14 protein-coding genes and 1 pseudogene are annotated in these 13,795 nt (G+C 35.0%); 7 read left to right on the forward strand and 8 right to left on the reverse strand.

All coding sequences use genetic code 11. From position 1 onward, the window contains the following. Positions 1–146 precede the first annotated feature (146 nt). From ptsG to ptsP, 3 genes are all read left to right on the forward strand, one after another. The gene (gene ptsG / locus ACFVQC_RS04330) at positions 147–2,210 is read left to right on the forward strand and encodes a PTS glucose transporter subunit IIABC (RefSeq protein ID WP_377890271.1); all 2,064 of its coding nucleotides are present in this window, start codon (positions 147–149) and stop codon (positions 2,208–2,210) included. A gap of 135 nt (positions 2,211–2,345) precedes the next feature. Next, on the forward strand, positions 2,346–2,609 hold the full coding sequence (ptsH, locus tag ACFVQC_RS04335) for a phosphocarrier protein HPr (RefSeq protein ID WP_002033915.1): 264 nt from the start codon (positions 2,346–2,348) through the stop codon (positions 2,607–2,609). Then, a complete protein-coding gene (gene ptsP / locus ACFVQC_RS04340) occupies positions 2,609–4,321 on the forward strand; it encodes a phosphoenolpyruvate--protein phosphotransferase (RefSeq protein ID WP_377897486.1) in 1,713 nt (570 codons plus the stop codon). The genes ptsH and ptsP overlap by 1 nt, the downstream gene beginning before the upstream one ends. Before the next feature lie 96 nt (positions 4,322–4,417). Here ptsP and ACFVQC_RS04345 read toward each other — a convergent pair. From ACFVQC_RS04345 to ACFVQC_RS04355, 3 genes and pseudogenes are all read right to left on the reverse strand, one after another. After that, a pseudogene (locus tag ACFVQC_RS04345) lies at positions 4,418–4,770 on the reverse strand (DUF3915 family protein). Between the two features lie 196 nt (positions 4,771–4,966). Further along, a complete protein-coding gene (locus tag ACFVQC_RS04350) occupies positions 4,967–5,185 on the reverse strand; it encodes a hypothetical protein (RefSeq protein ID WP_002088422.1) in 219 nt (72 codons plus the stop codon). Positions 5,186–5,422: 237 nt separating this feature from the next. Further along, positions 5,423–6,040 carry a nitroreductase family protein gene (locus tag ACFVQC_RS04355; RefSeq protein WP_002145933.1) on the reverse strand — a complete coding sequence of 206 codons (618 nt, stop codon included), beginning with the start codon at positions 6,038–6,040 and terminating at the stop codon, positions 5,423–5,425. A 330-nt stretch (positions 6,041–6,370) separates the two neighbouring features. Between ACFVQC_RS04355 and ACFVQC_RS04360 the strand changes: the two genes are divergently transcribed. The 4 genes from ACFVQC_RS04360 (at position 6,371) to ACFVQC_RS04375 (ending at position 10,106) form a co-directional block, all read left to right on the forward strand. Continuing rightward, positions 6,371–7,663: a GGDEF domain-containing protein gene (locus ACFVQC_RS04360; RefSeq protein WP_377897487.1), complete on the forward strand. Its 1,293-nt coding sequence runs from the start codon at positions 6,371–6,373 to the stop codon at positions 7,661–7,663. Between the two features lie 91 nt (positions 7,664–7,754). Continuing rightward, positions 7,755–8,885: a serine hydrolase domain-containing protein gene (locus ACFVQC_RS04365; protein WP_377897490.1), complete on the forward strand. Its 1,131-nt coding sequence runs from the start codon at positions 7,755–7,757 to the stop codon at positions 8,883–8,885. Positions 8,886–8,889: 4 nt separating this feature from the next. Next, complete coding sequence (locus tag ACFVQC_RS04370) at positions 8,890–9,768, forward strand: NAD(P)-dependent oxidoreductase (RefSeq protein ID WP_002033921.1); 879 nt, start codon at positions 8,890–8,892, stop codon at positions 9,766–9,768. A 5-nt stretch (positions 9,769–9,773) separates the two neighbouring features. Beyond that, the gene (locus tag ACFVQC_RS04375; protein ID WP_002122159.1) at positions 9,774–10,106 is read left to right on the forward strand and encodes a DUF3909 family protein; all 333 of its coding nucleotides are present in this window, start codon (positions 9,774–9,776) and stop codon (positions 10,104–10,106) included. Between the two features lie 61 nt (positions 10,107–10,167). Here ACFVQC_RS04375 and ACFVQC_RS04380 read toward each other — a convergent pair whose 3' ends face one another. From ACFVQC_RS04380 to mtnW, 5 genes are all read right to left on the reverse strand, one after another. Continuing rightward, positions 10,168–10,443, reverse strand: a complete 276-nt coding sequence (locus ACFVQC_RS04380; RefSeq protein ID WP_002111585.1) for a hypothetical protein — start codon at positions 10,441–10,443, stop codon at positions 10,168–10,170. A 319-nt stretch (positions 10,444–10,762) separates the two neighbouring features. Continuing rightward, positions 10,763–11,275: a 1,2-dihydroxy-3-keto-5-methylthiopentene dioxygenase gene (locus tag ACFVQC_RS04385; RefSeq protein ID WP_377897491.1), complete on the reverse strand. Its 513-nt coding sequence runs from the start codon at positions 11,273–11,275 to the stop codon at positions 10,763–10,765. Further along, the gene (locus ACFVQC_RS04390; RefSeq protein WP_002145939.1) at positions 11,253–11,891 is read right to left on the reverse strand and encodes a methylthioribulose 1-phosphate dehydratase; all 639 of its coding nucleotides are present in this window, start codon (positions 11,889–11,891) and stop codon (positions 11,253–11,255) included. The genes ACFVQC_RS04385 and ACFVQC_RS04390 overlap by 23 nt, the downstream gene beginning before the upstream one ends. Further along, positions 11,888–12,547 carry a 2-hydroxy-3-keto-5-methylthiopentenyl-1-phosphate phosphatase gene (locus ACFVQC_RS04395; RefSeq protein WP_377897492.1) on the reverse strand — a complete coding sequence of 220 codons (660 nt, stop codon included), beginning with the start codon at positions 12,545–12,547 and terminating at the stop codon, positions 11,888–11,890. The genes ACFVQC_RS04390 and ACFVQC_RS04395 overlap by 4 nt, the downstream gene beginning before the upstream one ends. Further along, the gene (gene mtnW, locus ACFVQC_RS04400) at positions 12,544–13,788 is read right to left on the reverse strand and encodes a 2,3-diketo-5-methylthiopentyl-1-phosphate enolase (protein ID WP_377897494.1); all 1,245 of its coding nucleotides are present in this window, start codon (positions 13,786–13,788) and stop codon (positions 12,544–12,546) included. Before mtnW ends, ACFVQC_RS04395 begins: the two co-directional genes overlap by 4 nt. Positions 13,789–13,795 lie beyond the last annotated feature (7 nt).

Genomic DNA, 13,795 nt, shown 5'->3' on the forward strand with positions numbered 1-13,795 from the left:
AGGCATGAGTGGAGAAAAGTTGGGAATGTAAGCTAAAGAAAGGGACATACTACCCTTTGTATAGCTATCGTTCTATCTTTTTTTTCCTCATGCCTTTTTGGCGTTTGTCGAAAAGTATCAATATAGATAAGAGAGGAAGGGTTTCCATGTTTAAGAAGATCTTTGGTGTTCTTCAAAAAGTCGGAAAAGCGCTTATGCTTCCAGTAGCGATTTTACCGGCAGCAGGTATTTTACTTGGATTTGGTAATGCATTTCAAAATCCACAACTAACAAATGTTATTCCTGCTTTAAAAGCAGATTGGTTCGTAATGGTTGCAAAAATTATGGAACAATCTGGTGATATTATTTTCGCTAACCTTGCGCTATTATTCGCAGTTGGGGTAGCAATCGGTTTAGCTGGTGGAGACGGAGTAGCTGGTTTAGCAGCGTTCGTCGGCTACTTAATTATGAACAAAACGATGAGTGTGTTCTTAGAAGTAGATAAACTAGTGAAAGTAACAAGCACTGGAACAGATCCAGTGAAAATTGGATTTTCAGATCCAGCATATGCAAACGTATTAGGAATTCCAACGCTGCAAACAGGAGTATTTGGTGGTATTATCGTCGGGATAGTAGCGGCATATTGCTATAATAAATACTTCAACATTGAATTACCATCATACTTAGGTTTCTTTGCAGGCAAGCGTTTCGTACCGATCGCAACTGCAACATTCTCTTTAGTAGTAGGTATTATCATGTGCTTCATTTGGCCATACATTCAAGGTGGCTTAAATACGTTCTCACATCAAATGATTGATGCAAATAGAACGATAGCAGCATTTATATTCGGTTTAATCGAACGTTCATTAATTCCATTTGGATTACATCATATTTTCTATTCACCATTCTGGTTCGAATTCGGTCAGTATACAAATGCAGCTGGCGAATTAATCCGTGGTGACCAAAAAATCTTTATGGCACAGTTAAAAGACGGTGTAGAATTAACAGCTGGTACATTTACAACTGGTAAGTATCCGTTCATGATGTTCGGTCTTCCAGCAGCAGCTTTAGCAATGTACCATGAAGCACGTCCAGAAAATAAAAAATTAGCAGCTGGTATTTTAGGATCTGCTGCATTAACATCTTTCTTAACAGGTATTACAGAACCGCTTGAATTTTCATTCTTATTCGTAGCACCAGTATTATTCGGAATCCATGCAGTATTCGCTGGTCTTTCATTTATGACAATGCAAATTTTAGGTGTTAAAATTGGTATGACATTCTCTGGTGGTTTAATTGACTTCATATTATTCGGTGTACTACCAGGTCGTACGGCATGGTGGTGGGTAATTATTGTTGGTCTTGTACTAGCAGTTATTTACTACTTCGGATTCCGTTTTGCAATCCGTAAATGGAACTTAAAAACACCTGGTCGTGAAGAGGCAACTGCTAATGACGGCGCGGGAAAAACAGAAGCAGGCGAGCTTCCTCGTGAAGTATTAGTAGCGCTTGGTGGTAAAGAAAATATCGCTTCTTTAGATGCTTGTATTACACGTTTACGTGTTCAAGTTAATGAGCAAAAAAATGTAAACAAAGATCGTTTGAAAGAACTTGGGGCAGCTGGAGTACTTGAAGTTGGAAATAACATTCAAGCTATTTTCGGACCGAAATCTGACACATTAAAGTCACAAATTCATGATATTATGTCAGGTCGTACACCTCATGTTGAAAAAGAAGAGCCTGTAAAGGTAGAAGAAACTCCTCAAAAAGTTGATGAAAATGAGACCATTGTATCACCAATTGAAGGGAAACTTTTACCGATTACAGAAGTACCTGACCAAGTATTCTCAGGGAAAATGATGGGAGATGGATTTGCGATTGAGCCAACAGAAGGAACAGTAGTTTCTCCGGTTAATGGTGAGATTGTAAATGTATTCCCTACAAAACATGCGATTGGTATTCAGTCTGAAGGTGGAAAAGAAATTTTAATCCACTTCGGTATTGATACTGTAAAATTAAATGGTGAAGGCTTTGAAGCGCTTGTAGCACAAGGTGATAAAGTGAAGCAAGGACAACCATTATTAAAAGTAGATCTTGCATTTGTAAAAGAAAATGCACCATCTATTATTACACCAATCGTCTTTACGAATTTACAACAAGGGCAACAAGTCGAATTGAAAAAAGATGGAAATGTTAAGAAGGGCGAAAACGCTATTATTGACATTCAGTAGGAATTTGACGCAAAATGTTTATAATTATAATAGGCGATGTGGTTGACCGAACATCGCCTATTATATACAATAGATGATGTAGTACTCACGTCTATACAACTAAAAAAATACTGTATTTAAAGGAGATAAATTATCATGGAAAAAATCTTTAAAGTAACTAGCGACTCAGGAATTCATGCTCGTCCAGCAACTCTACTTGTAAACACTGCAAGCAAATTTGGTTCTGACATTAACTTAGAGTATAACGGAAAAAACGTTAACTTAAAATCAATCATGGGTGTTATGTCTTTAGGAATTCAACAAGGCGCGGAAATTAAGGTCACTGCAAATGGTGATGATGCAGCTCAAGCACTAGCAGCTATCGAAGAAACTATGAAAAACGAAGGATTAGGAGAATAATGACTCTTAACATTCAAGGGATCGCTGCATCAAGTGGGATTGCTATTGCAAAGGCTTTCAGACTTGAGAATCCTGAATTTAACATTGAAAAGAAATCAATTACAAACGAAGCTGCTGAAATTGTACGCTTAGACGCTGCGCTTGAGAAAGCAAAATCTGAACTAGAAGCTATTAAGGACCACGCTTTTGCTGAGCTAGGTGCTGATAAAGCTGCTATCTTTGAAGCACATTTATTAGTATTAAATGATCCAGAATTAGTAAATCCAGTAAAAGATAAAGTAAATAGCGAAAAAGTAAATGCTGAATTTGCAATGGATGAAGTTGCATCAATGTTTATTTCTATGTTTGAAAACATGGATAACGAATATATGAAAGAACGTGCTGCGGATATTCGCGACGTAACAAAACGTGTTCTTGCACATTTACTAGGAATTAACTTCTCAAATCCTGGTACAATTTCTGAAGAAGTAATCATCATTGCTGAAGATTTAACACCATCTGATACAGCTCAGTTAAACCGTAAGTATGCAAAAGGTTTCACAACTGATATCGGTGGACGTACATCTCACTCTGCAATTATGGCTCGTTCTATGGAAATTCCAGCTGTTGTTGGTACGAAGGTTGTTATGGAGAAAATCCAAAACGGCGATATCGTAATCATTGACGGTTTAGATGGAGAAGTAATTGTAAACCCATCTGAAGAAACTCTTCGTGCTTTTGAAGAAAAGAAAGCGAAATTTGAAGAGCAAAAAGTTGTATGGGCAAAATTAAAAGACCAAGCAACTGTAACAAGTGATGGACATCACGTTGAGCTTGTTGCTAATATCGGAACACCAAATGATGTACAAGGTATTATCGATAATGGCGGAGAAGGCGTTGGTTTATACCGTACAGAATTCTTATACATGGGTCGTGACAATCTTCCAACAGAAGAAGAGCAGTTCGAAGCGTATAAAGCAGTTCTTGAAGGTGTAAAAGAAGATCAACCAGTCGTTGTTCGTACACTTGACATCGGTGGAGATAAAGAGCTTCCATACTTACATTTACCAAAAGAAATGAACCCATTCCTAGGATACCGTGCAATTCGCCTATGTCTTGATGAGCAAGATGTGTTCCGTACACAACTTCGTGCATTACTTCGTGCTAGCGTATACGGTAACTTAAAAATTATGTTCCCAATGATTGCAACTCTTGATGAGTTCCGTCAAGCGAAAGCAATCTTATTAGAAGAGAAAGAAAGACTTGTTCAAGCGGGTACAACTGTTTCTGATTCTATTGAAGTTGGTATGATGGTTGAAATTCCAGCTTCAGCAGTATTAGCAGATCAGTTCGCAAAAGAAGTTGATTTCTTCTCTATCGGAACAAATGACTTAATCCAATACACAATGGCTGCAGACCGTATGAACGAACGTGTAGCTTACTTATACCAACCATATAACCCATCTATTTTACGTCTTGTAAAAATGGTTATCGATGCTGCTCATAAAGAAGGCAAATGGGCTGGTATGTGTGGTGAGATGGCGGGAGATTCACTTGCTATCCCATTATTATTAGGCTTAGGTTTAGATGAGTTCAGTATGAGTGCAACATCTATTCTTCCTGCAAGAACACAACTAAGCAAGTTGTCAAAAGCAGAAATGGAAACATTAGCAGAAAAAGCATTAACAATGTCAACTGCTGAAGAAGTTGTTGAATTAGTTAAAAGCATATAATAGTAAAAAAACCTGAGTCGATTTGAAATCGGTCTCAGGTTTTTTCTATGAGAAAAGTAAATCTTATTTTGTTACTATAGAGGATAGGGAACAGAATTAGATAGCGACTGCGATAATATCAGTTGGGCATACACGTAAAATGCCAGTAAAAGTATTTTGATTGTTCTTATCGTCTTTATTATTATTGTTGTTGTTATCTTTGTCATTACGAGCTAAAGCAGAGAAAAGAGCAAGAATCCTTCAAAAATTACATTACGGAATGATTGATGGCCTCTAATGCTTAAAAGAGAAATTTCTGTTCCAACTGAAATGGTAGCAAGTACGTTACATACAGCAGGTCGGTGTGGTCTAACTTCTTCTCTTTCTCTCTCTTTCTCGCGATGGTCACACTCTCTTTCACGATGATGGCATTCTCTAAAGTTATCACAGCATCCAAATGATCCAAACATAATCCTCATCACCCCCTTCACACTTATAATCTATGTAAGTTCGGCAGTCGGTGACTGGACAGATAATGGAAATTTTTCTAGGGGATTTTCTCATTTTAAATGACTAGATGGGTATTTAGTATGGAATGATGTTTAAAATAGGGGAAATATCACAAAAAAATGTAAAGACCACCGAAATGAATGAAATAGGTAGCCTTTACACTTTTTTACTTTTATATAAAACGATGATATATACAGGAAGAGCTAAGAGTAGTGGTGCAATGGATCGTGCAGTATGTTTTTCTGCTTCTAATTGTAACGCTTCTTCTTTAGGGAATTGTAACACTGATATGTTTGCAGCATCGCCAATAAAATATAGCAGTAGTACAGTTACTATGTAACTTAAAAGTGCGATAAAGCTTCCGTATGAACTCAATGAAAATCCCTCTCTTGTTATCTATTTGTTATTATTGTATCACAATTGTAACAAAAATACACGGTTATATTTCGATACTTTAACAAATTTCGACATAAAACGTCATATTTGTTTATGGGGATAGCATAAAAATTACGATTTCTCTATGTATAGATGTCGAATAATACATTGTAATATTACGGATGTGTGACAGAATAATAAAAAAACGAAGGTAATGAAATTACCTTCGTTTTTTTATTATTTCGCCCATTCACTCACTTGTTCTACGCTCATGCGCGGTGCAGGGTGACCTTTTAAAGTTGATTCACCAATTGTAATAAGCATAATTGGTACGTAACGAGATGAAACATTAAATTCTTCCATTAGTGCTTGTGGGTTGAAACCACCAATTGCGCAAGTATCCCAGCCAGTTGCTTTAGCAGCAAGCATAAGTTGCATTGCTGCTAAAGCAGCATTTGAAAAAGCAGCATCTCGTGGGTATTGCTCACGAGTATATGCAGATTCAATGTTTTTAGCTAAGCGCTCTTTTGCTTCTTCTTTCATAAACCCTTGTTCTACAATTGGGCCGTAAACAGGTTCAACATTTTTATATGCTTCTAAATCACCTAAAATAGCGACTACGGCAGAAGCATCAAGAATTTGTTGTTGGTTATAAGCAATTGGGTGTAATCGTTTTTGTACGTCTTCGCCTTGGAAAACAAGGAATTTCCAGTGTTGCAAGTTCCAAGCAGAAGGTGCTTGAGCAGCTGCTTTTAAAATTTCATGTAATTCTGTAGATGAAATTTCTTTTTCAGGGTTGAATGCACGTGTAGATGTGCGTTCATATAAAACGTTAAAAAAGTCACTGTTTGTCATTATATATCCTCCAAATTACATATCAGCTTAATTTAAAATACATGTAATATATTCTACTTACATTTTGTAAGTTATTGAATTTAAGAATATAATAACTTTATTTTAATTGTCAAGTTTTAAGTAATAAGGAGGGCATTCATACAAACGATACAATTCATATAATCATACACTAAAAAAGGAATTTCCAGAGTAGATAAGCGAAGATAACATTCTCAATTAGCTTGTTAATATGTATCCCTCACTAATCGGATTTTTTTGAGAACAATCTTTTATAAAATGATTGTGAGGAATTCAGCAAAACAAGATATATGAAGTGAGTGAAGACTAGTGATGAACATACTACATTTTTTATTAGAGAATACTGTTTTCCAAAATGTATTACAAGATCTTCAGTTGAATGTCCTTTATATAGAAGATGGATGTACACATCAACAAACGATAGAAAATGTCCATCCAAAATGTATGTTTATAGCAAATAGTTTTGAAGAAGGAGAACTATTGTTTCATAAGACTAAACCACATATTGTAATTATGTATGTAACAGATTTTTCTCAAATAAAATATATAAAGAATATGTATAATCCCCATAGTACATTCATTGTCATTTGGGATCAACAGATAACAAACGAGTTTACAGAGGTGCTTACGTTAGGAATACGTAATATTGTGATAGCCCCAGTAACTCCACAAGTAGTGTTAGAGGAAGTGAATAAGAGTTTGTATCAACTTTCTTTAGTACGACAAGTAAGTTTGCAACAAGAACTACTTCAGACGATGTTTGATTTTCAAAATGATCTATTATTTATAGTAGAAGATGATGAGATTGTTGATTGTAATACGAATTTTTTAGAGTTTTTCGGATATGAAAATTTGTTTGCTTATCGTGAGCAACATTTAGTATTTGCTGAACATTTTATTAGAGAAAATGGATATTATTCAACGACTCATGATATAACATGGTTAGATGATACATTATCATATGATAGAAGAATTAAGATGTCCAATTATGAAGGGATCGTATCAACATTTTTATTACGTGCGACACCGTTGCCAGAAGATTTATCGAGATTTATTGTAAAGTGTACAGAGATTACAGAATTAGACGAAATCTATCAAGAGCAAGAAAGACTTGCTATGATAGATTCATTGACAGAGATTTATAATCGCTTGAAGTTCCAACAAATACTAGAGGTAGAGTGGGACAATGCAATACGTAACGATGAAAAATTAGCACTTATTTTATTTGATATAGATAATTTTAAAACAGTAAATGACACATATGGCCATGATTTTGGCGATTTAGCATTAATACAACTTGCAGATCTTATGAAATCTAAAGTTGAACATCAACATATATTTGCAAGGTGGGGAGGAGAGGAATTCATAATATTAGTGACAAATACGGTAGAAAAAGAAGCGTTTCAAGTTGCGGAATCATTGCGTTTTTTCATTGAAACAAAGCAATTCACTGGAATCTCAAAATTAACAGCGAGTTTTGGAGTTGCGTTATATGAGCAAGGGATTACAAGAGAAGAGTTAATGCAAAGAGCGGATATTGCATTATATGAAGCGAAAAAAAATGGGAAAAATCAAGTATGTATATATAGAAAAGAAAAAATGTGATTTTTCGCAACAAATTGTTGCGATTTTTTTTTATTACCTGATAATAGAATATGGGGGACCATTTTAAATGAAATAATTACGGAGGAACAATATGATAAAAAAAATAATTGTTATGGCTTCACTGTCTGCTGTAGTTTGCGGCGGAGTATACTATTTTCTCTATAGTCCCGATCCAAAGGAACAAGCAGTATTAACAACAAAGGTAACGCCTGCTATTGAGTCAGAGGTACAGGATAATATAGAAGAAGTACAAAAAATTGATTATGCTAGTATAGCTCAAAAGTTAGATCAGTATTTAGTAGGAAAGCAATTTAATGGGACAGTTTTGGTGACAGATAAAGAGCATGTTATATTGAATAAAGGATATGGATATGCTGATGTTCAAAATAAAATAGAAAATACGCCTCAAACAAAATATCGTATCGGTTCTATTACGAAAACCGTTGTTGCTACATCCATTTTACAGTTACAAGAACAAGGGAAGTTAAATATCCAAGATAATGTAAATAAATATATTCCTTCATTTCCAGCAGATAAAAACATCACGTTATATCACTTATTAACGCATACATCTGGTTTACCGGAAAATGGGAAAGGAAAGGTTAATGTAGCTTCACGTATAAATTTAATAAATTGGATTGGAAGTCAAAAGTTAGATTTTCCACCAGGAACAGGTTGGAAGTATACGGATTATAATTATATGGTGCTCGCTTATATTATAGAAAATATAACGAAAAAGCCTTTAGGAGATTATATAAAAGAAAATATATTTACAAAGGCAGAGATGCATGAATCAGGTATGGGAAATATGGTACCTGGAGATAAAAACTTCACGAAGGGTTATGTGAAGAAAGATCAAGAACTTGTACCAGCGCAAAAATTAGGGATGGACTGGTTATATGGCTCTGGTGAGATGTATACGACAGTAGGAGATATGAAGAAATTAGATGAAGCGATTATAAATGGAAAGCTTCTTTCTGAACAAAGTATACAAGCGATGTTTACACCTTCTGCAGAGAGGAAATATGCATTTAGCTTTTACATATATCCTGATTTTTTCCATAATCATGGTGTATTATCTGGTTGGAATACGTTTAATAATTTCAATAAAGAAAAAGGAACGTTTGTTATTTTATTCTCAAATGTGAAGAATAGTTTGGATGATGATTTTAATAAGGAATTTCGGAAGATGGTAAATGATTTATTAGAACAAAGGGGATGAGAAGATGGAGAATAAAAATTTATCAATAGGTTTCATTGGTATTGGTGTGATGGGAAAAAGTATGGTTAACCATTTAATGCAAAGTGGTTATAAAGTATATGTATATAATAGAACGAAAGAAAAAGCGGATTCTTTAGTGCAAGAGGGTGCGACTTGGTGTGATACACCGAAAGCGTTAGTAAAGCAAGTTGATGTTGTTATGACGATGGTTGGTTATCCTCATGATGTAGAAGAAGTGTACTTTGGGATAGATGGAATTTTAGAACATGCAAATGAAGGTACGATAGCAATTGACTTTACAACATCTACACCAACATTGGCAAAACGTATTAATGAAGTTGCGAAAAGCAAGAATATATATACATTAGATGCACCAGTATCTGGAGGGGACATTGGCGCTAAAGAAGCTAGACTAGCAATTATGGTCGGTGGAGAGAACAGAATATATGATATTTGCTTACCTCTATTTGAAAAATTAGGAACAAATATTCAGTTGCAAGGCCCTGCTGGGAGTGGACAACATACAAAAATGTGCAATCAAATTGCAATTGCTTCTAACATGATAGGAGTATGTGAAGCGGTAGCGTATGCGAAAAAGGCTGGACTTAATGCAGATAAAGTATTAGAGAGTATTTCGACAGGAGCAGCAGGTAGCTGGTCATTAAGTAATTTAGCTCCTCGAATGTTAAAAGGAGATTTTGAACCTGGCTTTTATGTAAAGCATTTTATGAAAGATATGAAGATTGCTTTAGATGAAGCTGAAAAATTACAATTACCAGTACCGGGTCTAACCCTAGCGAAGGAATTGTATGAAGAGCTAATCGCAGATGGAAAAGAGAATAGCGGAACACAAGTATTATACAAAAAGTATATAAGGGGGTAAATGAAATGGATCTCCAAAAGTTTGACGAGATGATTGATGCTGTGCAACGAGCAACTTGTGTACAGATTAATGATAAGCAAAAAGAAGCTTTTAAACAAAAATACGATTTTGGACCAGATTTTGAATATGGAAGAGATGAGAAAGGGCATTATGTTATCCGAACCTCGAAAAAGATGTTAGAGGAAATGGAGTTTTATTTGGCATTGAAATATGATCGGGATGGAATTGCCCTTTATATGCATGCTGAGATTGAAGGGACATGTCATGTATCAGTTAGCTATAGTGAAGATGCACTTCATTTGCAAGAATTGTTTCAATTTCTAGAAGAAAATAAATAAAAAGTCCTCATTTGAGGACTTTTTATTTATTTAGGCAGGCATAATATTTAAGTTGGATAATTTATAGGCTGGAAGCGCGACGGCATCTTTCAATTGGGAATGGAATAACTTGTGCAATGTGATTAGGGCCCAACTGTTTCGCGCGAGCATGGCGTAGTATATAAAATGCGCACAGAATAGCAACAGGAATAGCACCATATAAACCGAAAAATAAAGCGCTTACACATGATGCAGCAAAACCTAAAACACCAACTTCTAATTCTTCCATAATAGCTCCTAAAATGACAGGAATAGCTCCGCATATAACTCCTAGTATAAGTGCGATAAGTAAACTCATGATTATCCCCCTCTGTTTGCAATATTCTTTTCCTTCTTATTAGTTGTAGTATATCATACATAAAACAGAATTTTCAGAAAAAATTTAAAAAAAGTTCAACAAATGTTCAAAAAGTATTCCGAAATGTACTTGATAAAGTGGAATTATGATTCGAGATATTTGATTTAAACAAACGAAAGGGACAAATCATTTTAGTAAATAAAAAATCAGGCTTACTTCAATGTTATGAAATAAGCCTGTTCCATAGGAGGATGTATATATGTAGAGTGAATAAAAGGTTGGAAAAGGGGTTCCAATTTCTTTTATTCAACTAGCTACCTTAATAAATTGGAACCCAACCTTCTGTTGTAACAAAAATACGAATAGCTACAACTTGGCGATCATTTTGTAAGGTAAAATAGTGTCTGGCATTTTCAGGTACAGATATAAGATCACCAGGCTCAAGTTCAACGTCAAAGAATCGACCATCTTTTCCTTCAATAGCGAAGATGCCATGACCGCTGACAATAAAGCGAACTTCATCGTCAGTATGATGGTGCTCTTTTTGGAAATTAATTAATAACTCGTCAAGGTTAGGTATGCTATTTGAAAGTGAAATCACATCATATGCTTTATAACCTCTGCGCTCTGAAACATCAGCAATTTCTTTTGAAAACAACGTTAATATTTCAGCTTTGTTTTCATCTGTTAAGGAGTAATTTTCTTTTAAATGAGTAGGAAGTTTAGAAATATTCCATTTCTCATATAAAACATCTTCTCCTTGTAGAAAGTTTGATACCTCTACTTCATTTTCAATACGAGTATTTTCCTCATGAATACGAATTTGCGCCATTAGAAACGCCTCCTTGAATTGATAATAATTTTATATGAAATTGGAATAAAAACTCATAAGCTTCTAATCTTTTTTTTGCATCAAAGCTATCACGGCCCCATACGGTAATGCCATGGTTTCGAATTAATACTGCTCCGGAATCTCCTTGTATATGCTTTCGAAATTTTTCTCCAAGCGTTGGGATATGAGCATCATTTTCGATAATAGGAATGTTAATCGTTGCACCTTCTTCCCAAATATCAAGAGCTTTAATAATTTCTTGATTTTGAAGGGTGACTTTATCGCTATACAAATTTGTGATGACATTATTATCAGTTGTATGAACATGAAGTACGCACCCGGCATTCGTGCTGTTATAAATATGTGTATGCAATATTGTTTCTGCTGAAGGGCTTAACTCAGTTTCTAAAACGGGAACTCCTTGATGATTTACTAATAGAAAATCATCTGGAGTGGTTTTTGTTTTATCTTTGCCACTTGCTGTAATAAGAAAAGTAAGGGGATCATGACTGACTTTTATAGAAATATTTCCACTTGTTGCTGGAAACCAATTCCGAGTTGTTAATTCTTTTTTTATTTCACTTAAGTCATACCATTGACGAAAAAGTTGTTTCATGATTTCACCTCCAACAAATGTTGTAATTCGACTTGAATATCGTGAAATGTGTTAAAGGATGTATAAGCAATATGATTTTCTTCACATTTTGTAATAAGGAAGTCACGGGCAAATACTTTATCTGCTTGTTTTGCTGCTTGTAAATCAGTAATGGAATCTCCTATCACAATATGAAAATCATCTTTAGAGCTTAGTTTACGAATTAATGATGATTTACAGAGACCACAACTATGCTGACATTGCTCGTCACAAGGGTGTGGCCATTTAACTTCAACAAATTCTCCTGAAAAGTCAGTTGCATTACAATAAATTTGTTCTTTAGGGATTATTTCTTGTAAGAGTGGATAGACGAAGAAATCCATTCCACCTGATATAACGTAAAAGGAAATGTTATTTTCATTAATAAATTGTATGAATTCATGAAAACCTGTACGGATTTCAGCAGTTTCTTGTAAAAACTGAATAATATCATCGTGTAGATTAATAGGTATTAATCGAAATAATTGAGAAACACCTTCTTGAATAGAAAGTTCTTGCGATAAAATTTTTTGCTTTATTTCCTCTGCTTCTGATGGTGCGAATTTTTCCATAATGGACATGATATTATCGTTATTTGTAATCGTACCATCGAAATCACAAAATACTTGAATACTCATAATTTCACCTCATGAGAAGGATTTCCCCATATTTGTAGTGCGCTATGTAAATTTATTTCATCCACTTCATGGAGTGGTTTACCTTGTAAAGTAGCTTCAATTGCAGCACGGAAAGCTTTGCCACCACCTTGCGCCCCATACGGATGCCCATGTATGCCGCCGCCCGCATTAATAACAACATCCTTACCAAAATCTCGTAGAATAAAGGGAACGAAACCAGGATGAATTCCAGCAGATGGAACAGAGAAACTTTTTTTGAAAAATGCATCGTCTTCAGTTAAATAGTTTGAAATGTTGAGAGCATCTTCCTTTTCTAACGCAACACTTCCGTATGGAGACGGGAATAAAGAAAAATCAGCACCAGCATAACGTAGTAGCTTTCCAAGTAATAATGGAGATGAGACCCCATATAGCTTGGATGCTGAATAAGCACCACTTACAGCAGGGTGTGCCATAATAGGAACTGGGATTTCATCATCTTCTGCAAGTGATTGTAGTACATCTAGTCCGTAAGCAAATACATTAAATAATAGAATATCAGCACCAGCTTGCACTGCGCGTTTCGCATTTTCTTTTAAATCAAAAGTTCGTCCTGTTAAATTTACGGCATATAACGTTTTATGTCCGTATGTTTCATATACGGATTGTAAAACTTCTTTTCCAGATACAATGCGTTTCGTAAGTGGTGTTAATGTATTCTCAAATAATATTTCATCATCTTTTACTATATCTACACCACCAATTGCTTGATCACGTAATTGCGTTTTTAAATACCCAATATTTCGTCCAATCATTCCTTTAAAAATACTCATTAAAAGGGGACGCTCATGCACTTGTAAAAGATTTCGAATACCATCTATCCCGAACTTTGGACCAGGGAAATACTTTTTTAACTCGTCTGAAAATGTTAAGTCAATTAATTTCACTTCGCCATCAAGTGATAGCTTTCCGAATGTAGTTGTTAAAATTGCTGGTAAGTCTGGACTGAAGTTTAATAACGGATATTCGATTTTAATAATCCCGCGTTTAACTTTTTTACGTAAATACGAATTGGTATGTTCTTGTTCAGCTAACTCCTCAACATGAATGACGTTGCCTTTATGCTGTTTTAATTGTTCTTGCAATAAGTGTGGCAAATGAGTCCAAGAGCCAATTGTTAAACCGAGTGCAATTTGCTCGGCCTTTTTTTCTAAGTTATGTGAATCATCATGGATTAAATACGTTGCTATAATTCCGCTCATTGTTAAA

The organism is Bacillus sp. NPDC057893, from assembly GCF_042796455.1.
GTDB lineage: Bacteria > Bacillota > Bacilli > Bacillales > Bacillaceae_G > Bacillus_A.

Excerpts from the sequence above, each read along its gene's own strand:
- ptsH (WP_002033915.1), top strand. The coding sequence starts at position 2,346 with ATGGAAAAAATCTTTAAAGTAACTAGCGACTCAGGAATTCATGCTCGT.
- ACFVQC_RS04360 (WP_377897487.1), top strand. The coding sequence starts at position 6,371 with ATGAACATACTACATTTTTTATTAGAGAATACTGTTTTCCAAAATGTA.
- ACFVQC_RS04395 (WP_377897492.1), bottom strand. The coding sequence starts at position 12,547 with ATGAGTATTCAAGTATTTTGTGATTTCGATGGTACGATTACAAATAAC.
- ACFVQC_RS04390 (WP_002145939.1), bottom strand. The coding sequence starts at position 11,891 with ATGAAACAACTTTTTCGTCAATGGTATGACTTAAGTGAAATAAAAAAA.
- ACFVQC_RS04380 (WP_002111585.1), bottom strand. The coding sequence starts at position 10,443 with ATGAGTTTACTTATCGCACTTATACTAGGAGTTATATGCGGAGCTATT.
- ACFVQC_RS04385 (WP_377897491.1), bottom strand. The coding sequence starts at position 11,275 with ATGGCGCAAATTCGTATTCATGAGGAAAATACTCGTATTGAAAATGAA.
- ACFVQC_RS04370 (WP_002033921.1), top strand. The coding sequence starts at position 8,890 with ATGGAGAATAAAAATTTATCAATAGGTTTCATTGGTATTGGTGTGATG.
- ACFVQC_RS04365 (WP_377897490.1), top strand. The coding sequence starts at position 7,755 with ATGATAAAAAAAATAATTGTTATGGCTTCACTGTCTGCTGTAGTTTGC.
- ptsG (WP_377890271.1), top strand. The coding sequence starts at position 147 with ATGTTTAAGAAGATCTTTGGTGTTCTTCAAAAAGTCGGAAAAGCGCTT.
- ACFVQC_RS04375 (WP_002122159.1), top strand. The coding sequence starts at position 9,774 with ATGGATCTCCAAAAGTTTGACGAGATGATTGATGCTGTGCAACGAGCA.
- ptsP (WP_377897486.1), top strand. The coding sequence starts at position 2,609 with ATGACTCTTAACATTCAAGGGATCGCTGCATCAAGTGGGATTGCTATT.
- mtnW (WP_377897494.1), bottom strand. The coding sequence starts at position 13,788 with ATGAGCGGAATTATAGCAACGTATTTAATCCATGATGATTCACATAAC.
- ACFVQC_RS04355 (WP_002145933.1), bottom strand. The coding sequence starts at position 6,040 with ATGACAAACAGTGACTTTTTTAACGTTTTATATGAACGCACATCTACA.